Raw genomic sequence first — 21571 nt, 5'->3', positions numbered from 1 at the left:
GCACTAATGGACTGCTGTCATTAATGTTATTTATATCATAAGAAATTACTACTAATCCATCTCCGGCTCTTATGCCACTTTCATTTATCTGATTAAGTCCATTATTATATGAACCACCACCACCACCGGCTGCTCCACCGGTAGTACCGGTTAACGTAGAAGTACTGTGGGCAGCTCCTCCTCCGGAATAACCTCCACCACCTGCACCACGACGTGTATTATTCGATAATGTTCTAGTTACTCCACCACCTCCACCAAAACCACCTTCAACATCAGCAACAGTTCCGGTACCTCCCAAGCCTCCATTTAAAAAACTTCTACCACCTCTACTTGTAGCAGTAGTTCCATCACCAATAAAACCTCCTCCGCCGCCCCAGTTTCCACCACTGGAACTTAGCCCACCTGAACCGTTCGAGCCACCATTTGAACTACTTGTATTTCCTGAACCATTTCCTCCATTGGGCCCTGCTTGTCCATCTACATTATTGGTTGCCCTGTTGTGAGCATATCCGCCACCACCTCCGGCAATAACTAAAATATCACTTTCATCTGCAGCTCCTTCTAATACAACAAAAGAACCACCACCTCCTGAAGATTGCCATCTTCTTGTATTTGCTTGATATTGCCCCCCTTGTTGTCCTACAATTATATGTACCTTTTGACCTGCAATTAAGTCAAACTCACCCGATATTCTTGCACCTAAACCAGCTTGTCCACCTCCGGCAAACCCACCCTGAGCTCCATAAGCGTCAATGGTATAAGTACCTGTAAAAGGGACTGTCCATTCCTGAATTCCATCACCGATAACAGTTACGCTACCATCTAAACTAGTACCGGTATATTCGGCATCAATCTGTGCCTGACTCGGTCCAAACCTGCCACTTGCACCTGCATTTGTAAATTCAAGTACACCCGAAGCAATTAAACCATCAACAGCATTCACCCAAAAGTTTGTGTTTATAGTTAAGTTGTCAGTTTCAAAAACTTCTCCGGTATGTATCAAATCAGTTCCACTATCATCAGCATACCATAAATAGGTAAGTTGAGGATCAGGATTGTCAATTTCAAAAGTAGCTGATTCACCACAATTGATATTGAATGAATTTTGAACTAATGAAGGTGCAGGTAATTGCGCATTCAAATTTAAAGTCCAGACAATAAGGACCAAGCTGAAAAAAGTAGAGAATTTTCTCATGATTTTTTTATTTAATAAAGGTTACTGTTAATAAATTAAGTGAGATATATTAAGATTAAATCAGGCTTTATCTGTTTTAGTCTCTCTTTAATTCTGTTACAATTTACGTTTATAAGTCAATTAAGTCAATAAAAATAAAACAAAAAAAACGATTAAAATGACATGGAATTCAAAGCCATTTGATACATAACTATATGAATATCAAATTATTAAATTCATTCAATATGAAGTTTAATTTTTAACTCAATGCTGTTTCAGTATGAAATTTTATTGGTGCTATCAGCTTCAATAAATAATTCGTCCAAAAAAAGGTTAACTAATAGAATTATTAATGATAAAGAAAGGTTTATCTGCTTTTTAAAACTTTAAAAGAAATACTTTCTTCATTTCCCTGTATATTTAATACATAAAGCCCGGGTGCAATACCTTCCAGATTATTTAACTGCAGACTAAAGTCTTTAGCTGAAAATTGAATATCCTTTTCAAGTATAAGTCTACCGGTAACATCAGTCAATGTTAAGCTGTAAGAAAAGCTATTGTTATATTGATGCATAAACTCCACATTTAAGGTATGCTCAAATATAGTAGGGAATACGTTTATGTTCGTGCTGTTTTCCTTACTAAGCTCAATTCCTGTACATCGTTCAACTTCTATTTCAGCATAGGCTTCACCGGAACAACCATTTGTTGATAAATAAGTATAAGTGATTTCATGAACCCCTAATCCGGCAGTAGTAGGATTAAACATATTGCCGCTTACTCCACTACCTGTAAAAATTCCACCTGAAGGGTTTTCTCCACTTAAAACTATTGCAGCGTCATCATCACATAGTAATGTATTTTCAAGTACAAACTCTACAGTAGGTGCTTCATTAACCGTAAAGTTTACCGGTACAATCGGACTCATACAACTGTCAGATGAAGCAGCGACATAAAATGTATAGCTTCCGGCAGATAATGTAGTATTAAAAACAGATCCTGTTCCAATTTCATCTGTTCCATCCATATCACTAAACCATGTGTAACCGGCAGGACTTCCGGAAGCAGTTAAAGTCACATCATCATCACAAACAGGGGTAGGGACAGATACACTTGGCTCATTAAGTTCGAAAAAATTTATAACAACAGGCACTAATTCTGAGTAACATCCTTCAGGCATGATGCTTGTTATAATAACTTTGCCATGTCCCTGTTGATATCCTGCTTCATTATCCTGATTTGTTCCATTGTTGATTGATCCACCACCTCCGGCACTGGATGTGGTACTATTATTTATAAAACCTGCTCCACCACCTGAATATCCGCCGCCACCACCGGCACGAAAACTGCTAACAGCTGAGTTGATTCCGGCACCACCGCCAAAACCACCATTAGCATTATTATTCCCATTGCCACCAGTACCGCCATTTAAAAAACTTAAACCACCTCTTTGGCCCGAAATTTCACCTACTAAATCAGTGTAAAAGCCGCCACCGCCACCGGCAGTATTTTGCTGTCCTTCTCCGCCATTTCCATTTATGCCTCCGGCATATACACCTGTTGAACGATTGCCGTTACTGCCTTCTGTGGTAATTTTGCCGTCTAAGAGACTTAAATCACTTCCTCCTGCCCAGGCACCACCACCACCGGCAATGACATATATACCGCTTTCATCAGTTGCTCCTTCTTGTACTACGAAAGTACCACCTCCACCACCGCCGCAATTTGAACAAGATGATGAAATTGACTTTTGACCTCCCTGACCAACTAAAATTTGAATTATTTCACCGGCAGTCAGATGAAATTCACCGGACATTTTTGCTCCAAGACCACCATTATTCCCGCCTTCTGCTCCATATGCTTCAATTTTATATGTTCCTGTTACAGGAACTTCCCATAATTGTATACCATCTATAACATTTACCTGACCATCTAAACTTGTACCTGCATAAGCTGCATTAACATCGGACTGCCCGGGTCCGAAACGTCCTGTAGTTCCCGCATTTGTAAACTCAAAGGTGGTACCTGCAAAAGAAGTATTTGGTGAAGTTGTAGCAACCCAATAAGTGGTTTGTTCTGTAATTACCGGTGTTACAAATTCATTACCGGTACTTGCAATACTCTGTCCGTCAGCATCATAAAACCAAACTATATCATTGCTTCCTGAGGCAGTAAGTATAAGAGTGCCTTCGCAAAATAGCGTATCGGGATCCGCAACTATCGGTGGATCTAGGTCAGTTATTGAAACATATAGAGGTAAACCTGTTTGAAATGCAGGAATTGTTTTGAAATAGACATTAACGAATCCGTTACCCATATTAAAGCCGGCAGAATTTTGCTGATTAGCTCCGGCATTGAGAGATCCACCTCCATTAGCAGTGTTTGTACCTCCGGTATTAACATAGTCACCTCCGTCAAAACCACCGCCGCCACCGGCAGCACCAAATGAACCCCCTTTGCCTCCACCGCCGCCAAAGCCGCCAAATGTCCAGGATCCATCACCACCTAATCCACCACTTAAAAAGCTTCTCCCTCTGAATGATAGTAACCCACCACCATCGACTTCAAAGCTACCTCCACCTCCGGCACTATTTGAATTATTGTTTCCTACAGAACTATGATTTGCACCTCTGGTATCAGTTCTGGCATCAACCGGATAGCTTGCCGAACTGTTCGGGGCACCCGCACCACCACCTGCAACAAGCAGTGGTTCTACATATGTACCATCAAACATTTGGTAGCTTGAGTTTGGAACAACTTTAACAATAAAAGTTCCGCCACCGCCACCTTGTCCTGCGAATGAAGAAGTATTCTGACCTCCTTTCTGTCCAACCAGAATTCTGATTGTGTCACCTTCTTCCAAATCAAAATCTCCTTTTATTTTAGCTCCCTTGCCGGGATTATCAAAAGTATAGCCAACAAAATTTCCTCCTTCAGCACCAAAAGCTTCAAAAGTATAGGTGGCAGTTTGAGGGACTATCCATTGCTGAATTCCATCTCCTATAATAGTGACTTGTCCTTGCAATCCGGTGCCATTATATGCATTGTCTGCCTGTAACTGTGAAGGGCCTGTTGCTCCGGTAGCATTAGCAGTATTAAAAGTTAAAGTATCAAGTACGTCATCTGTGTTTACAGAATTAACAAAATAAGAGGTACTTTGCGTAAGACCGGGAGTTATGAGGCTATCCCCAAAACCTATAATCATGTTTTGGTCTGAATACCAGATATATGTTAGTTGTGGATCAGGATTATCTATTGCAAAAATAGCCGTTTCACCACAGTTGATATTTATAGTATCTTCTATTACGTTTGGTAATACTTGTGCTTTAGATTGAAAGCTTAAGAGTATGAAAATTAAGTTTAAAATTATAATGTGCTTTTTCATGTTTACTTTTATAAAAAAATCAGTTTATTGTAAAGGTTACTTTTAATTAAAATTATGCATCTAATGTACATTTAAGGATTAATATTTTACATTTTTAATAGTGAAAAAATATGGTTAAAATAACATAATCAGCCGTGTATTTTAGGTTTAAAGAGTTGAAAAGCAATAAGTTGAAGTTATGATTTGTGATTTTATTAAGTTTTAAACTATAATTCTTTTCAGTTAGCTGTAAATTAAACAGATTTAGCAGAGTAGGGGAAAACTTTTGAATAATCTGGTTTTTATACGGATTGATTTTATTTGTCAACCTTACACCATTTAAACTAAAAACCCCCTGAAAGTAATATTAACATATCATTTCAGGGGGCATAAAAATTTGAAGAAAATTACTTATTTTTCTACATATCCTTCTTCCTGACTACGAACTTGGGCAACTACTGTCAGCAAGACACCATAAACCACTTTTGACAAGACATCTGCAATCGTATAGGTTATTTGGCGTGCAACTATACCTGTTTCGTTAAAAAAACCTGCTTCAGCACCAATTCCTAATAAGTGCGGCATCAGGTAGGCGCCCGGATATAACATCCATGCGAAAAGGAATAAAATCCAAATAGAGCCAAGTACTTTTTGAGCCTTAGCAGGAATCCCTTCTTTTCCTTCTGATATAACTCTTCTCATCAAAATCAGAATGTGAATAAAGAACACCGTTGAGATTGCTCCCCATATTGCAAATGAAGCTATATTGGTTACTTCATAAAACTGACCAATGTAACCGGTTATAATCATACCCGTTCCGGAAAACCAAAACTGATTCCGAATACTGGAAAATTTGGACTTTGTAAGTGAAACCACAAACAAGATTTGGAATAATAACATAGGAACATCTATTAACCAGTTTAGATATCTATAGCCATTATTAAACAAATCCGTTCCCTCGCCAAGAAAATACTTTCCCCTTTCAGCATCAAAAACAAAGCTATTTGTCCAGTTTTGAGATTGTGCATAAAGTAGTAAAAAAGCAGAAACCATAACAACTACTGAAAGTACAGAAGAAATCCTGTATTTCACGGAAACTGATTTCATTGTAAGGATAAAATAAAAAAGACCTGCCAGCATAACAGCATAGCCAAGCGTAAGAACATGAGCGACCATTTGATAAGCCATTTCATTTAGACCTTGCTCTAATCCTATATAATTTTCAAATGTTGCATTACCTAACTTTCCCATAATTTTAGTTTTAAACTTATTTAATATCCTATTAATACAATGTAAATATCGTCTAAATTTGTTTAATAAAATGAAAATAATATTAAACAATATTCTGCAAGTAAAAAGATGTAAGACGACATAAATGTCAGTTTTTTGACTTAATAAAATTCATTGTCTATTACTTAATTGCTATACAAGAATACTTTTTATAAATCCATCGGAACAGATTTCTTTAAACATTTTACTCATAGGTAGTGTTGATTGATAAAATATTATTATGAATTATGTACTCATAGGCGGCGGAAGCGGGATTGGTCTAAAATTAGCTGAAATACTTACAGAAAGTGGAAATACTGTTCATGTTTTTAGCAGAAATTCTACAAATTTAAAATCAATGGAAGGAGTAACGCATCATACTTTTGATGTTGAAAAAGATGAGTTGCCGGATATGGATGAGGCAATAGATGGTTTTGTTTATCTACCCGGGACTATCAACCTCAAACCATTCAGGGGTTTAAAAACAGAAGATTTTCAAAGAGATTTGGATATTAATTTTTTAGGTGCCGTAAAATCCCTGCAATGGGCATTTCCAAGATTGAAAAAATCAAAAGATGCATCTGTAGTTTTATTTAGTACAGTAGCCGTTACTTTAGGTATGCCTTTTCATGCCTCTATAGCTGCAGCTAAGGGTGCTGTAGAGGGTTTAACAAGATCTTTGGCAGCAGAATGGGCACCTTCAATCAGAGTAAATGCCATAGCCCCTTCACTTACTGATACACCTCTGGCTGCTAAGCTTTTAGCTAATGATGACAAAAGAAGAGCTTCAGAAGAACGTCATCCTTTAAAAAGTGTAGGTAAACCGGAAGATTTAGCTCAAATGGCAGCTTTTTTACTGTCAAAAGAAAAGTCTTCCTGGATTAGCGGTCAAATTTTAAAAGTTGATGGTGGTATATCTGCTCTTAAGCTGTTATAAATGAGAATCAGTACATACTTGTTGTGTAAAAATCAACTGAAAACCCTGCCTGTTTCATATCATTCCAGTACCCGGGATAGGACTTTCTGATAACGTCAGGATTTTGAATTTCAATTTCCGTAAAAATTCCAAAAACACTCATGGCTAAAGCAATACGATGATCGGAATGCGTTTCTATAGATTCCTTAATTGCAATTAAACCTCCTTTTGATAGGGAGATTTTATCAAGCTCCATCTGTGTTGTTTTAACTCTGTCAGATTCTTTACCGGCCAATGTTTCCAGTCCTTTCATTGAAATAGTCATATTTTTAGCTTTTGCCCAACAGGCCATAGTCATCATTAAGTCAGGAGTATCTGAAAAATCTAAGTTTGAAGGTACTGATGAAGAATTTCCGGAACTCTCGATATATAAATGCCTTTTATTAAAATGGTATTTTAAACCCATAAAATCCATCCAATCCAAAAGTTTAGAATCTCCCTGAATGCTTTTTTCGTCCAAAGGAAACAGCTCTATCTTTGCTTTTTTACTTAATGAGGCTAAAGCTATCCAATAGGAGGCAGAGGACCAATCTCCTTCAGTATCAATCACTTTTGTTTTATACTCTCCCGGCTTTACTTTAAAACCATCGAAAAACTTCTCAGTTTTAATGCCATACTTTTCCATCAAAGCAATTGTCATGTAAATATAGGGTTCACTAACTGTTTTACCCTTCAATTTGATGATTAATCCTTGAGGTAAATAAGGAGCTATTAAAAGCAGCGCAGATATAAATTGACTGCTATGACTTGCTTCAATTTCAATAGAGTTTGTCTTGATTTCTTTTGCCGGAATCATTGTAAGTGGAAATAAGTTTTCTTTTCCTCTAATAAAAGTATGACCCATTTGTTCCAGTGCATTTATCAATGGCTCTGCCGGCCTGTTCCCTAATCGGTTGCTGCCTTCAAAGACAACAGGCTTTTTTTTAAGTGAAAAGTAGGCAAGCAAAAATCTAAAAGTAGTTCCCCCATGTCCACAGTACACTTTTTCATTTTTATTATTTAAAGCTTCATGCAGTAAAAGAGAGTCTTCGGGGAGTGTTTCCGGTAAATTTAATTCAGATAATGTTCCGTTAAGTGCATGAATGATAAGTTGTCTGTTTAGTATGCTTTTAGAAAGCGGTAGTTCTACTTTTGCAGAAAGTTCATTTTTTTGAGGCGGGCTAATTTTTACTATCTCCATTTGTAATATATTTCCGTTTAGTTTTGATAGTTTTTATTAGAATAAAAACGAAGCGCTTCAGCAATCAAATTATTGTCAATCAATACTTCAGGTTGCGCAGAACCTATATCACTCAAGAGGCAAATGTAATTATTATCCTTTCTGTTTTTTTTATCGCTTGTCATAAAGTCTGAAATTTCAGGAATGGTAGTTACAGGAAAAGACAGATGAGGAAAGTAAGGGTAAATTTTTTGACAAATTTGTTGAAAAGCTTTTTTATTTAAATGATTTAGCTTCAAATTACAAAAACTTTCCATTATAATTCCGGCAGCAATGGCATATCCATGAGGGACTTCATCCGGAAGATATTTCAAAAAGTAACTTTCCAATGCATGCCCGAAAGTATGCCCCAAATTTAACTTTTTTCTGTTTTCACTTTCTTTAAAATCACTTTTTACAATTTCTTGTTTGATTAAAACCGCCTGTTTGATTGATTCTACTGTCAATTCACTTAGCTTTTCCGGAAGTATAAAACTCTCAAATGCCTGCTTATTGCAAATCAATAGATGTTTTAACATTTCAGCTACTCCGGACTTAAATTCTTTTAGAGGCAGGGTTTCGAGTAATGAAGGTAGGATTAATACTGATTCAGCAAAGGCAAATGTGCCAATTTGATTTTTGAAATGTTTGAAGTTTACACCTGTTTTACCGCCTATAGCAGCGTCACACATACCTAAAAGGGAAGTGGGTATATAAATACTTTCAATGCCTCTCTGATAAATGGAAGCAGCAAACCCACCTAAATCTGTAATTACTCCACCACCAATACTCACCAAAACGCTGTGTCTGTCTGCCCGGTTATTTAAAAGAAATTGACAAATCTGTTCAGTAGCTTGTAAGTTTTTGTTTTTTTCACCCGGAGAAACAATCAGCATCGGACCATTCAATAAATGCTTTAAGTCTTCTTTGATAACATGCAGATAAACAGTCTCTTCAGTTAGATAAAAGACTTTTTTTCCTTTTGTCAGTTCAGTTAGTTTTTGTTCAAGTTCTAATACATCATGTATGTAAAGGACATTTTCCATTCAAGCCTATTTATGGGGTTTCTGTTTGTTGATGTATTTGAGTTTGTATATAAATGGAATGTTCGTGAATTTTTTCTAAAAGTTCTTTAATAAAAGCCCTTTCCAGACCACTTGTTTCAGCTTTTTGCATTCTGTCTTTTAAAATATACTGCCACCTTTTTAACTGAAAAATAGTAACATTATTTAATTTTTTATAATCTCCGATTTCCCGAACTATATCAAATCTTTTAGCAAGTAATTCAATGATTTGGTGATCTATGGAATCTATTTGGTTTCTGAGAATGTTCAAATTGTTCTTAAAAAGCGGATCATTCATATTATTTGTGCTGACACGCAGTTCACTTAATATTTCTTTCAGTTTTTCAGGCTTAATTTGCTGATCGGCATCGCTAAGTGCGTTTTCAGGGGAGGGGTGTGTTTCAATCATAAGGCCTTCAAACCCTAAATCCATAGCAATTTGTGAAATTTTCTGTATAAATTTTCTGTTTCCTGAAATATGGCTGGGGTCACAAAACATAGGAATATCCGGGAAATGACGCTTTAATTCTATAGGAATATGCCATTCAGGAGCATTTCTGTATGGAGCAGAAGAAGAAAGCGAAAAACCTCTGTGAATAACAGCTATATCATCAAGTCCGGATTTTTGAAAACGCTCAACAGCGCCAATCCAAAGAGGTAAGTCGGGAGTTACCGGGTTTTTAATCAGAACGGGGATATTAGAGCCTTTCAAAACTTCCGCAATTTCCTGTACATAAAATGGATTGACTGTTGTTCTGGCACCAATCCAAACCACATCAACTCCTTTTTCTAAAGCCATTTCTGTTTGTGCTGCATTGCCTACTTCAACCGTAATTTTCAGTCCGGTTGTGGCTTTTACTTTTTGTAGCCAATCAAGTGCTTTCTCTCCAATACCACTGAAACTTCCGGGTTGACTGCGAGGTTTCCAAACGCCACTTCTAAAAAGCAACATGCCTTCTATATCTTTTAATGCAAGAGCCGTTTCCATCAACTGATTCTCATTTTCCGCACTGCATGGACCCGCAATAATTAATGGTCTGTGAGCTTGTATTAGATTATTGAATATTTTATTCATTTAATTTGATTTCTTTAGATACTCCATAAACAATTGTTTTATTGCATAGGTTTAGAAACTGCTAGTTTTCTGAAAACAAAGTCCAAAATTACCAAAGCAGTCATGCCTTCAACTATGGGGACTGCTCTGGGAACAACGCATGGGTCATGTCTTCCACGAGCTTTCATAGTAACTTCCTCACCACTTTTATCCAATGATTCCTGATCTTTCATAATCGTAGCAACCGGTTTAAACGCAGTTCTGAAGAAGATATCCATACCATTTGATATGCCGCCCTGTATGCCACCTGAAAAGTTTGTTTCAGTTTTAATTTTACCGTCTTTTTTTACAAATAAATCATTGTGTTCAGAGCCTTTCATTTCTGAGGCCTTAAATCCACTTCCAACTTCAAATCCTTTTACTGCATTTATACTGAGCATTGCTTTTCCCAATTCAGCATGCAGCTTGTCAAAAACAGGCTCTCCCAGTCCGGGCATACAATTTTGAATTACACAATTTATGATGCCGCCTGTACTGTCACCGGCTTTTTTCAATTTTAAAATATATTTTTCTATTTTTTCAGAAGTTTCTTTATCCGGACAACGTGTAATAAAGTTATCGGTTAGCTGTAAATCAACTTCCCGGTAGTGTTTGTTTAATTCAATTGGACCTACAGCTGAGACGTATGCTTTTATAATAATACCATATTGGTTTAAAATTTGTTTTGCGATAGCTCCTGCAACCACTCTTACGGCTGTCTCTCTGGCTGAAGCACGGCCACCGCCCCGGTAATCTCTAAAGCCGTATTTCATTTCATAAGTAAAGTCAGCGTGAGAAGGTCTGAATAAATCTTTCCAGTCTTCATAGTCTGCACTTTTAGCATCTTTATTTATAATGATAAAAGCTATGGGTGTACCGGTAGTTTTACCTTCAAAAATACCGGAAAGAAACTCTACTTCATCATCTTCTTTTCGCCGACTTGTGATTTTGGATTGTCCGGGCTTTCTGCGCTTTAATTCATATTGAATAGCTTTAAAATCCAGCTCAATTCCGGGAGGGCAGCCGTCAATTATACCACCAATAGCTTTCCCATGAGATTCACCAAAAGTTGAAAGTTGAAATATTTTTCCGTAAGTATTACCGCTCATGCTAATTAAACTTAGATTACAAATTCAAAAATAAAGTTTTGTCAAAAGGAAATTCAAGAAGTATCTGTATTTTAATAAAAAAATATCAAAACCTAATATTTTAAACCCTTAAACTTGAAACTCAATTATGTTTCCAACGTATATTCAAACAAAATTGAGGCTCTTTGTTGACTAAATTGCACAATATTTCTTTATTTAAGACATTTATGTTGGTAGTTTACGAAAATCTTTTGTTAGTTTGCTTTTTTTCTAATTAGCTTTGAAATAAAATAATTATATGCTCAAACATTTTGTTTTCGGAAGTATTTTTACTTCGCTTTTAATGTCCTCTTTCTTAAACGTAGCCGAAAGCAATATAGAAAAATCCCAGGAATCATTTATTGGATTTTTAGATTCTCAACACTACTTTAGCAATTTCACTGCTGAGGATAGATATCAATACAGACAAGCCTTTGAATCAGTTATTGAAAGACATGGTTTCAGAGGAAATGTATTGATTAAAAAGAAAGGAGAAACAATTTTCAGATTTTCTGAAGGTTACCGTGATTATTCTAACAGCATACCTTTAGAAGAAGAAACAATTTTTGAGTTGGCTTCAGTCAGCAAACAATTTACAGCAATTTCAATATTAATCTTGCATGAAGAAGGTCTGATAGATTTGGATGCTTCGATTACCGAATATATCCCTGAGTTTCATCATGACAGAATAACCATTCGCCAGTTATTAAATCATACTTCCGGAATTTCCAATTATATGTGGTTTATGGAAAGACAATGGAACTCACCAATTTTACCTACAAATGAGGATATGGTCAGCATTTTGGTAAGAAATCGGGCCGGTCTGAATTTTACACCGGGAACCAGACATGCCTATTCAAATACCGGTTATGCTTTGCTTACAAGTGTAGTTGAAAGAGTTGCCGAGGTTCCTTTTTCTCAGTTTTTAACTGAAAGGATTTTTATACCGGCCGGGTTAAACAACACATTTACATATCGTTGTGAGCGTAGATTAGTAGAAGAAAACCTTGCCATTAGCTTTATCCCGGAAAGAAGATTTTATCGTCCTGTAACAGAGCGTCCAATGGATGGGATTTTAGGAGATAAAGGAGTGTTTTCAACACTGAGTGATTTAGACAGACTTGACGAAGTTTTATATAATGGATTACTATTGAGCAACGAAAGTCTTGAAATGGCTTATGCGCCAACTTTACTCGGAAGAAATCAAACCCAAATCAAATATGGCTTTGGCTACAGACTTGATGATCTTAACGGACATCAGGTAATTTATCACAATGGTTGGTGGGGAGGTTTCAGAACTTCTTTTAAAAGATATATTGATAATCACCACACTTTAGTAGTGCTAAATAATACCAATGATAATTTGGGTAATTTTATTAAAGACCTGGAAAATATCATTTTAAAATCTGAAAAAGAAACAACTTTTGCTTTAAAATAAAAGAAGGCACATATTCACTATGTGCCTTCTTAGAGATTAGTTTTTAGTTGTGATTTACATTTCTAAAAACTCTCTTACTTCTTCCAGACTTGCTTCCAGGTTTTGAACCATTTCATCCCAAGTGTCATCTTCTGAATTATCAAGTTCAGCAAGACTTTCTGATAGTTCTTCATGCAAAGATTCTAACTCTTCAATTTGTTTTTCAACTTCTTCATCCAAATCTTTGTCAGGGTCAACTTCGCTTCTTAAATCTGCAATTTTATCTTCCAAAGCAGCTAAAGTATTCTCTGCTTCATCACGCACATTATATTCTGTATCATCATATGCAGTTTCTAAATCTTCAATAATAGTTTCAGCTTCTTCTTCAGCCTCTTCATAAGTAGTTTCTGCTGTTCTGTCAGCTTCACCACATGCAGTGAACATCAAAACAGGAATCATAAGTAATAGGGGAAATAGTTTTTTAAAACTTTTCATAATCAACATTTTTAGTTTTATAGTTAATAAATATACTTTTTAAGCTTTTGAAGGTTCGTCAGTAGACTCTTCAATGAATTTAATTATCTCGGCTTTTGCCTTTCCGGTCTTTTTTTGAATTTTTCCAATCAATTCATCTTCTTTACCTTCAGTATAAGCTAAATCATCATCAGATAATTCTCCGTATTTTTGCTTTAACTTACCTTTTAGCGTGTTCCAGTTTCCTTTTAATGTGAGTTTCATAGTTTAATTTTTTTAATAAATAATTATAAATACTTTTTGAAATAATTGTACCAATCTCTACCTATTGTCAAAGCTATAGATAAACAGATGTTTAAACATAGCTTACAAAACTATATGTATATTATCTTTTATGTTTGTGGATTTGATTCCTCAAATTGTAGAAAAAGAAGCTTAAAGTAAACAAACTCTTTATTAACTATGATATGTAGAATCCAGTTATACTTCAAAGTGATTTTTTTAAGAGTAATACTTTTTCGTTTTTTTCAGTCACCTATTTAAATGAAAATCATAAATTTACTGACGTTTAATAGATATTTTTTGACAGACTTAAATAGATTCAATGAATTTTAAAATAATATTTCTCTTTATTAGTGTCTTTTTCGTATTAAAACTTAGTGCAGATAGTGAGGAATACACTTTTACGCTAATGCACACCAGTGATGAACACTCAAACTTAAAACCTATTCCATATTCAGATTACAGCGCTGAAAAAGCTACTGATGCAATTGGTGGTTTTGCTCGTTTAGCTACTTTAGTAAATGAATTCCGGATGCAAAGAAATTTTGAAAACACCTTACTTCTATCATCAGGTGATATAATGGGCGGCTCTCCTTATGCCTGGTTAATTTTGGATGGTTTTTCACCGGAGATAGAGATTATGCAACATATAGGATATGATGCTATGACTATAGGAAATCATGAATTTGATTATGGTCCTGATATTCTGGCTGAATATTTCGAAAGAGCCGGATACAAAGATTCATCGCCGGAAATGTCTGTAATTTCCTCTAATATCTTAATTCCCGAAGGGCATCCATTAGGGGACATTGAAATTTTAGAAAATAAAATTTATACCCTGGAAAACGGACTTAAAGTAGGTATTTTCGGATTATTGGGTGAAGGTGCTTTAGCACTGGCTCCTTATGCCGAGCCGGTAGATTTTAGAAATTCTATAAAGACTGCTAAAGAGCAGGTTCATGCGCTTGGAGAGATGGGCGCGGATGTGATAGTTGCTATTACGCACTCCGGAATTGGTGAAGATAGGGTGTTGGCTGAAAAAGTGAGCGGGATAGATATATTGCTGGGAGGTCATAGTCATACCTATATGAGTAAACCGGAAATTATTAACGGAACAATACTTTTTCATCCTGATTATTATCTTTCTCATTTGGCAGTTTTAGAGTTTTCTTTTGATAAAAAGAATAAAAAACTCAGCCTGATAAATGAAGAAAAAAACATACCTTATCTCTATAAATTAAACAGTTCTGTAAAGGAAGACCCTCTGGTTGCTAAAATGGTTGAAGAGTATGAATTAAAGTTAAATGCTTTTATTTCATCTTATACCGACAGTCAATATACCAGAGTGGATAAAAATCTTGTTTACAGTGACTTTTCAGTTAAAGGAGATGATTCTTTTCAGGAAACTCCATTGGGAAACTTTGTAACAGATGCTATGAGACATACTGCTGAATCTATTACCGGCGAAGTTGTAGATGTGGCACTGCAAGGAAACGGAGTGATAAGAGCAAATATAAACCCGGCAAAACTTACCTCAAGAAAAGGGTACATTACTTTTTTTGACATAGTAACTGTATCCGGATTAGGCTCCGGCCCTGATGATAAACCCGGCTATCCGGCAGTTTCCATATACTTAACTGGAAAGGAGATTTACAATGTTTTAGAGGCCTCAACCATGTTATCACAGATTTATGGAAACATTTTTTTTCTACAGATATCCGGTATGAAATACACTTATGATCCCGGAAGAGCCTTATGGCTGAAAGTACCTGTTTTGGATCTGCCTGTTCCGGCTAATAAAGCGGTAAAAAAAGCCGAACTATTTACCGGTAATTATTTAGAATACAATGAATCTTACTTATTAATTGAAAAAAATGAAGAAAGGCTTTATCATGTTGTTGCAGACTATTATATAGCTTCATTTCTGCCATTAGTAGGTGATTTATTACCTCATTTGGAAATCATTTTTAAGGATAAAAACGGACAAGTCTTAGAATTGGACGAAACGGTTATAGTTCGCAATGGAAAAGAACTCAAAGTTTGGGAAACCCTGGTTGATTACAGCAGCTTTTTACAAACTGAATTCGGAGGCATCCCTGAAATCTATAAAATATCAGGAAACCGTATTACCAAGGAAGAGGGTATTCCTTTATATGTGTGGTCTTACATTATAATTAGTGTAGTTTTAGTCTTGATTTTTTTGCTTTTTTATAAGCTTATCAAGGTTATAAGCCGGAAATTCAGAGCAAAAGCCTCTCAAAAAGCTGCTTAAATTTTATCTATCAGCTTAAAATAATCACTTAGAAGCTCAATTACTTTCTTTCTTTCTGCATCGTCTTCATACAATTGAAATCTATTTTTATCATCATCAATAAAATGGATGCTGCCATTCATTTTCAAATTTCTGAGGCTTAGATATCCGTTTTGAAATGCCAGCAAAGGGTCATTTGTTTTATGTCCTGAAACATAGGTGGTGTCAGAGAATGCATATTCAAAAAAGCCGTTATCAGCATTTTCTTCAAAATTATAATCTTTTAACTCCAGCAATGCTCTTCCACCGGGTTGATCATATAAAAATGAAAATCTGAAATGAGGTAGACTTTTGTTTTCATAAAAAGAATTAAAGCTCAAGCGCTCCCTGTTTGCATCAACCTTTTCTCTGTCATACTTATAGTACTTTAGGTTATTAAAATACATTCTGTCCGGCAGAGCTATTGAAAAATCAGGATCAGGAATTTCGATATCACGGCTTTGTGAGCAAGAGTTCAAAAAAAGGACGATTAAGAGAAAGTGTAAATTACGCATAATTGATTGATTTTATTAGTCTTTAATTCCCAAATGAAAGAGAGCGTCCCCTTTATGTACAACAGGCAGATTATTATGGCCGATAATATATCCTTCATGTTTAGAACTTACAGGATAAGCATATTTCCCAAAAGGATCATAAATAACAGCTAAAATTTCACCTTTGTGAACATAATCTCCTGATAGCTTTTCGGCTCTATATAAACCGGATCGGGGAGAGCGGATCCAGGTACTTTTACTAATATGTGTACACTCTTTTTCTATCAATTCCCCCTCAACCATGCCCAAATGTTTTAATACATTTTCTGTTCCAAAAAGCGCTTGCTCAATAGCATCTTCTTCCATCCTCATAGATTCACCTCCTTCATAAACAATGATAGGCTTGTCTTGTTTTGCAGCCTGCCATCTTAAAGAGCCGCTGATAGTTTCGTTACCTAAAATAAATGGTACACCGAATTTTTGAGCTAATTCAAAAGCTTTAGGGTCGTTTACATTGTATCGCACTTGCGGGAAGTTAACTCTCTTTGCTCCTCCGGTATGATAGTCTATGCCATAATCTATAACCGGCAAAATATACTCAGAAATATTATAAGCCACCAGACTTGCCAGAGAACCTTCCTTGGAACCGGGAAAACTTCGGTTAACATCTTTACCGTCAGGAACTTCTCTGGAAAAGTTTAAAAAACCAAACACATTAATAATTGGAATAGCTACTATACTTCCACACAATAAATTTGACGGAATATTACTGTTTATGAATCTTCTAACTATCTCAATGCCATTTACTTCATCCCCATGCAAGCCACCGGAAAGTAAAACTACCGGACCCTCTTTTTCACTTCGGAAAACGTGAATTCCCATATGAATTTCAATTCCGGAGGGTAGGCGGGCAATTTTTAAATTTAAAAATTTATTTTTACCCTTTAATATCTGACTTCTTTTAATTTTCATCCATTTTAAATTATGTATCTGCTAAAAATGCAGAATAATGATTGAATTTCTAAATCTGGTTTTTAAAAAGATTTTGGATAAATCTAATTTAAAAGTTCTTATTCGTTCATCAATCCATTCCTGCAATTAATGGGTAAAATTAAGGATAAGGCTCTTTACTATTTTAAAAAGCCCTTAAATATTTATAAAAATGCTTAAAAACATACAATTTTGTAAAATGCTTTTCATACCCGGCTTTTAATGCCTTAAACTTCATTATGAATAAAAATATAGCTGAGCTGTTTAAAGATGCAGTTAAATCATTAAATCAGAACTATGATGATAGAGAGTCTGAACAAATTGCATACATTCTCTTTGAAGAAATTGGCTATAATAAGCACTTTTTACTGACAAATCCGGAAACCATAGCCGAAGAAAAAAGCATAAACCGCCTAAATTCATTTTTAACGGAAATGTCAAAAGGACGTCCGGTGCAATATGTAATAGGGAAGGCCTATTTTTTAGACTTCATCTTAGAGGTTTCTGAAGGGGTTTTGATTCCCAGGCCGGAGACTGAGGAATTGGTTGTAAAAGCATATAGTGTGATTGAAAATTTTCCCGAAAAACCACAAAAAATACTTGATGTAGGTACCGGTAGCGGATGTATAGCTATTTCATTAAAGCATAAATTTCCGGATATAGAAGTAACAGCTCTTGACAACAGTACTGATGCGTTGAATATAGCTAAAAAAAATGCAAAAAAGTTGGGTGTTGATATTCACTTTTTACAAGCAGACTTTTTAGAAGATGAAATAGCTTCGGATGTATATTGGGATTTGATAGTCAGCAACCCTCCTTATGTTAAAAAAAGTGAAATGGAAGGGCTGGAAAAGCATGTAAGGGACTTTGAACCTATGCCGGCTTTGTTTCCTCCCGGTGAGGATGCATGTATTTTTTACCGAAATATAGCAGCTTACGGAGCAAAACAACTTACAGAAAAAGGGAAAGTAATAGTAGAGATACATCCCGATCTGCACAAAGAAATCAAAGAGATTTTTGAAGCAAAGGGATTCAAAAAAATAGAAATTTTAAAAGACTTCTCCGGAAGAAAGCGAATTTTAGTGGGGGAGAGGTGATGGTGATTATTGGGAGATACCAATTTAAAAATTTTTGATACTTTTATAATGCAAAGCTTAAATGTCTACAGTATAAATTGAATATAAAGTAATTTATTGATAAGTTTGTTGAGGGCAAAAGTGAATTTTAAAAAAAAGTAGGCTTATTAACTATTTTTTGAAGTAAAGCTTTAAAAAAAACTGAAATTAAAACGAATGTTTGAACAGACTTTTAAGAATATAGACGACATACTTCACAAAGATGCAGGCTGTGGTAGTGAATTAGATTATGTGGAACAGACATCATGGGTATTGTTCCTGAAATATTTGGATGATCTGGAGCGTGATCGTGCAACCTCTGCCGAACTTACCGGGAAAACATATAAACCAATTATTGACCAGAAGTACCAATGGAGCGTTTGGGCTGCCCCAAAATTAGCGAATGGAAAGCTTGACCACAATGCACTCACGGGCGACGACCTTTTGGACTTTGTAAATGGGAAACTATTCCCCTATCTCAAAAAATTCAAATTATCTGCCGAAAATGCCAATACCATTGAATATAAAGTTGGAGAGATCTTCAGTGAGCTAAAAAACCGCATACAGAGTGGTTATAATTTGCGGGAAGTCATAAACCGTATAGACGAATTGAGTTTTCGCACCCATGCAGAGAAGTACGAAATGAGTCATTTGTATGAGGACAAAATTAAAAACATGGGTAATGCCGGGCGAAACGGCGGTGAATATTATACACCCCGACCGCTCATTTCCGCCATTGTAAAAGTGGTTGCCCCTAAAATCGGTGATAAAATTTATGATGGCGCAGTTGGTTCAGCAGGATTCTTGTGCGAAGCATTCGACTATCTGAAATCAGGGAAAGAACTAAGCAGCAAAGAGTGGGAAATCTTGCAAAAACGCACCTTTTACGGTAAGGAGAAAAAGTCTCTGGCTTATATCATCGGCATTATGAATATGATTTTGCATGGTGTAGAAGCTCCTAACATTATTCATACCAATACGCTTGCGGAAAACCTGGCCGACATACAGGAAAAAGACCGCTATGATATAGTGCTTGCCAATCCGCCTTTTGGTGGAAAGGAACGAGCAGAAGTGCAGCAAAACTTCCCGATTAAAACAGGAGAAACCGCTTCACTCTTTTTGCAGCACTTTATTAAGATTTTGAAGGCTGGCGGTAAAGCCGGTGTGGTCATTAAAAACACCTTTTTGAGCAATACCGATAATGCCAGCATTGCTTTGCGAAAAGAGCTATTGCAAAACTGCAATCTGCACACCGTCTTGGATTTGCCGGGCGGAACTTTTACCGGTGCAGGCGTAAAAACTGTAGTGTTGTTTTTTGAAAAAGGAAAACCGACACAAAAGGTGTGGTTTTACCAGTTGAACCCGGGACGTAACTTAGGAAAGACCAATCCGCTTAACGAAAAGGATTTAACAGAGTTTGTTGAACTACAAAAGCTTGCCATGAGCGAAGCTGAAGGGACTGCCGATAGTGAAAACTCCTGGACGGTAAACATCAAAGATATTGACCAAAGTACTTTTGATTTGAGTGTAAAAAACCCCTTTAAAAAAGAAGAAGCTGCCATACGAACACCAAAGGAAATTTTGGAAGAAATAAAAGCCTTGGATGATGAAAGTGCGGAAATTTTAGATTCAATCAAGCATTTGATTTAGCATGAAAGACGAAATTATTCTATATCGTCCTGATGAACTTGCCGAACACATTGAGGTAAGAATTGACGAAAAAACAGAAACCATTTGGCTTACCCAACAGCAAATAGCTGAATTGTTTGGCACTCAGCGTCCGGCTATTACCAAGCATTTAGGCAATATTTTTAAGGCGGGTGAACTTGACGAAAATGTGGTTAGTTCCATTTTGGAACATACCACTCCACACGGAGCAATTAAAGGAAAAACACAAAATGTCAAAGTAAAGTATTACAATATTGATGCTGTATTATCAGTCGGATATCGAGTGAATTCCGTGCGAGCAACTCAGTTTCGAATTTGGGCAACACGTGTCTTAAAGGATTACTTGCTTAAAGGCTATGCCATCAACAACAGAATGAACCGTTTGGAAGATAATGTTGAAGACTTGAGAAATAAAGTAGATAAAATTGAACTGCACGTGAGTACCCACCAAATCCCCAATCAAGGCGTATTTTTTGACGGGCAAGTCTTTGATGCTTATGAATTGGCATCTAAAATCATCCGCTCAGCCAAAAAGAGCATTGTATTGATAGATAATTATATAGATGAGAATGCCCTAACCCACTTAGCGAAGAAAGGTAAAGGGGTAAATGCTTTACTTCTCACTAAAACCATTAACAAACAATTGAAATTGGACATAAAAATAGCCAACGAACAGTATGGAGGATTTGAGGCAAAACCTTTTACCCAAAGCCACGACCGCTTTTTGATTATTGACGGTAAAGATGTCTATCACTTAGGTGCTTCGTTAAAAGATTTGGGTAAGAAGTGGTTTGCGTTTTCTAAGTTGGAAGCCAAGTCGGTGGAAGGAATTATGAATGAAATAAAGGGATTGATATGAAGCAGGTAAAAATGTCAGAATTAGAATTAAAGGGATTTAAGGATGATAAGATGGCTAAAAAGAAAAATGGTAAAATCCTAAAATCTTCTAATCCTAAAAATCTTAATGCAGACAATATGAAGGAAGGTTGGGAAATAAAGAAGTTGGGGGAAGTATGTGATACAGGTGCAGGTGGAACGCCACTGAAAGCACATAAAGATTATTACGAAGGTGGAACTATTCCTTGGCTAATGAGTGGTGAAGTAAGTCAAGGTGAAATTTTTAAAGCAAGGAATTTTATCACTGAAAAAGGATTAAAAAATTCATCTGCAAAATTGTTTCCAATAAATACAGTCTTAGTGGCAATGTATGGAGCAACAGCGGGTCAAGTTGGTATTCTAAAATTTGAAGCTTGTACAAATCAAGCTGTTTGTGGAATTCTACCTAATAATAAAACTATTCCTGAATATTTATTCTATTGCTTTCTTTCTAAAAAAGAAGAGTTAGTTTCACAAGCTGTTGGAGGAGCACAGCCAAATATTTCTCAAATAAAAATTAGAAATACAAAAATCCCTCTACCACCTCTCCCCGAACAACAACGCATTGTTTCCATTTTAGACACCTGCTTTGCCGCCATAGACAAGGCAAAATCCAATGCCGAACATAATCTTAAAAATGCGAAAGCGCTTTTTGAGAGTTATTTGCAGGGGATGTTTGAGAAAAAGGGTGATGGTTGGG

General features: G+C 36.0%; 18 protein-coding genes. 7 read left to right on the top strand and 11 right to left on the bottom strand.

Features of this window, described 5'->3' with window-relative positions:
* From EA412_13455 to EA412_13445, 3 genes are all read right to left on the bottom strand, one after another.
* Window positions 1-1195, bottom strand: a 1195-nt coding sequence (locus tag EA412_13455) for a hypothetical protein (protein ID TVR76526.1), incomplete at its 3' end; no start/stop codon positions are given.
* Window positions 1196-1541: 346 nt separating this feature from the next.
* Window positions 1542-4559, bottom strand: a complete 3018-nt coding sequence (locus EA412_13450) for a T9SS C-terminal target domain-containing protein (protein TVR76525.1) — start codon at window positions 4557-4559, stop codon at window positions 1542-1544.
* A 390-nt stretch (window positions 4560-4949) separates the two neighbouring features.
* Window positions 4950-5792: a rhodopsin gene (locus tag EA412_13445; protein TVR76527.1), complete on the bottom strand. Its 843-nt coding sequence runs from the start codon at window positions 5790-5792 to the stop codon at window positions 4950-4952.
* Between the two features lie 256 nt (window positions 5793-6048).
* On the opposite strand from EA412_13445, the gene EA412_13440 reads away from it, so the two are divergent.
* Entirely contained in the window at window positions 6049-6744 is a 696-nt protein-coding gene (locus tag EA412_13440; protein ID TVR76524.1) for an SDR family oxidoreductase, read from the top strand.
* A 7-nt stretch (window positions 6745-6751) separates the two neighbouring features.
* Here EA412_13440 and EA412_13435 read toward each other — a convergent pair whose 3' ends face one another.
* The 4 genes from EA412_13435 to EA412_13420 are packed head-to-tail and all read right to left on the bottom strand — an operon-like array spanning window position 6752 to window position 11247.
* Window positions 6752-7963, bottom strand: coding sequence for a hypothetical protein (locus EA412_13435; protein TVR76523.1), 1212 nt, complete (start codon window positions 7961-7963; stop codon window positions 6752-6754).
* Between the two features lie 17 nt (window positions 7964-7980).
* A complete protein-coding gene (locus tag EA412_13430; protein ID TVR76522.1) occupies window positions 7981-9027 on the bottom strand; it encodes a 3-dehydroquinate synthase in 1047 nt (348 codons plus the stop codon).
* A gap of 10 nt (window positions 9028-9037) precedes the next feature.
* The gene (locus tag EA412_13425) at window positions 9038-10120 is read right to left on the bottom strand and encodes a 3-deoxy-7-phosphoheptulonate synthase (GenBank protein TVR76521.1); all 1083 of its coding nucleotides are present in this window, start codon (window positions 10118-10120) and stop codon (window positions 9038-9040) included.
* A 38-nt stretch (window positions 10121-10158) separates the two neighbouring features.
* The gene (locus tag EA412_13420; protein TVR76520.1) at window positions 10159-11247 is read right to left on the bottom strand and encodes a chorismate synthase; all 1089 of its coding nucleotides are present in this window, start codon (window positions 11245-11247) and stop codon (window positions 10159-10161) included.
* 277 nt (window positions 11248-11524) lie between these two features.
* On the opposite strand from EA412_13420, the gene EA412_13415 reads away from it, so the two are divergent.
* Window positions 11525-12703: a class A beta-lactamase-related serine hydrolase gene (locus EA412_13415; GenBank protein TVR76519.1), complete on the top strand. Its 1179-nt coding sequence runs from the start codon at window positions 11525-11527 to the stop codon at window positions 12701-12703.
* 54 nt (window positions 12704-12757) lie between these two features.
* Here the strand turns inward: EA412_13415 and EA412_13410 are convergent, their stop codons facing one another.
* Together EA412_13410 and EA412_13405 are read right to left on the bottom strand one after the other, a co-directional pair.
* Window positions 12758-13141, bottom strand: a complete 384-nt coding sequence (locus tag EA412_13410; GenBank protein TVR76518.1) for a hypothetical protein — start codon at window positions 13139-13141, stop codon at window positions 12758-12760.
* Window positions 13142-13216: 75 nt separating this feature from the next.
* Entirely contained in the window at window positions 13217-13420 is a 204-nt protein-coding gene (locus tag EA412_13405; GenBank protein TVR76517.1) for a CsbD family protein, read from the bottom strand.
* A 340-nt stretch (window positions 13421-13760) separates the two neighbouring features.
* Between EA412_13405 and EA412_13400 the strand changes: the two genes are divergently transcribed.
* Window positions 13761-15710, top strand: coding sequence for a bifunctional metallophosphatase/5'-nucleotidase (locus tag EA412_13400; protein TVR76516.1), 1950 nt, complete (start codon window positions 13761-13763; stop codon window positions 15708-15710).
* Here EA412_13400 and EA412_13395 read toward each other — a convergent pair.
* The gene (locus EA412_13395; protein TVR76515.1) at window positions 15707-16243 is read right to left on the bottom strand and encodes a hypothetical protein; all 537 of its coding nucleotides are present in this window, start codon (window positions 16241-16243) and stop codon (window positions 15707-15709) included. The genes EA412_13400 and EA412_13395 overlap by 4 nt on opposite strands.
* A 15-nt stretch (window positions 16244-16258) precedes the next feature.
* On the bottom strand, window positions 16259-17194 hold the full coding sequence (locus EA412_13390; GenBank protein ID TVR76514.1) for a succinylglutamate desuccinylase: 936 nt from the start codon (window positions 17192-17194) through the stop codon (window positions 16259-16261).
* A gap of 257 nt (window positions 17195-17451) precedes the next feature.
* Between EA412_13390 and prmC the strand changes: the two genes are divergently transcribed.
* The 4 genes from prmC to EA412_13370 form a co-directional block, all read left to right on the top strand.
* A complete protein-coding gene (prmC, locus tag EA412_13385) occupies window positions 17452-18309 on the top strand; it encodes a peptide chain release factor N(5)-glutamine methyltransferase (protein ID TVR76513.1) in 858 nt (285 codons plus the stop codon).
* A 195-nt stretch (window positions 18310-18504) separates the two neighbouring features.
* Entirely contained in the window at window positions 18505-19977 is a 1473-nt protein-coding gene (locus EA412_13380; protein TVR76512.1) for an SAM-dependent DNA methyltransferase, read from the top strand.
* Window position 19978: 1 nt separating this feature from the next.
* A complete protein-coding gene (locus EA412_13375; protein ID TVR76511.1) occupies window positions 19979-20854 on the top strand; it encodes a DNA-binding protein in 876 nt (291 codons plus the stop codon).
* The coding region (locus EA412_13370) for a restriction endonuclease subunit S (protein ID TVR76510.1) at window positions 20851-21571 on the top strand (721 nt) is incomplete at its 3' end. The genes EA412_13375 and EA412_13370, both read left to right, overlap by 4 nt.

It is taken from the genome of Chitinophagaceae bacterium (assembly GCA_007695095.1).
GTDB lineage: Bacteria > Bacteroidota > Bacteroidia > Chitinophagales > REEL01 > REEL01.
This window is presented reverse-complemented; position numbering and strand designations above follow the sequence as displayed.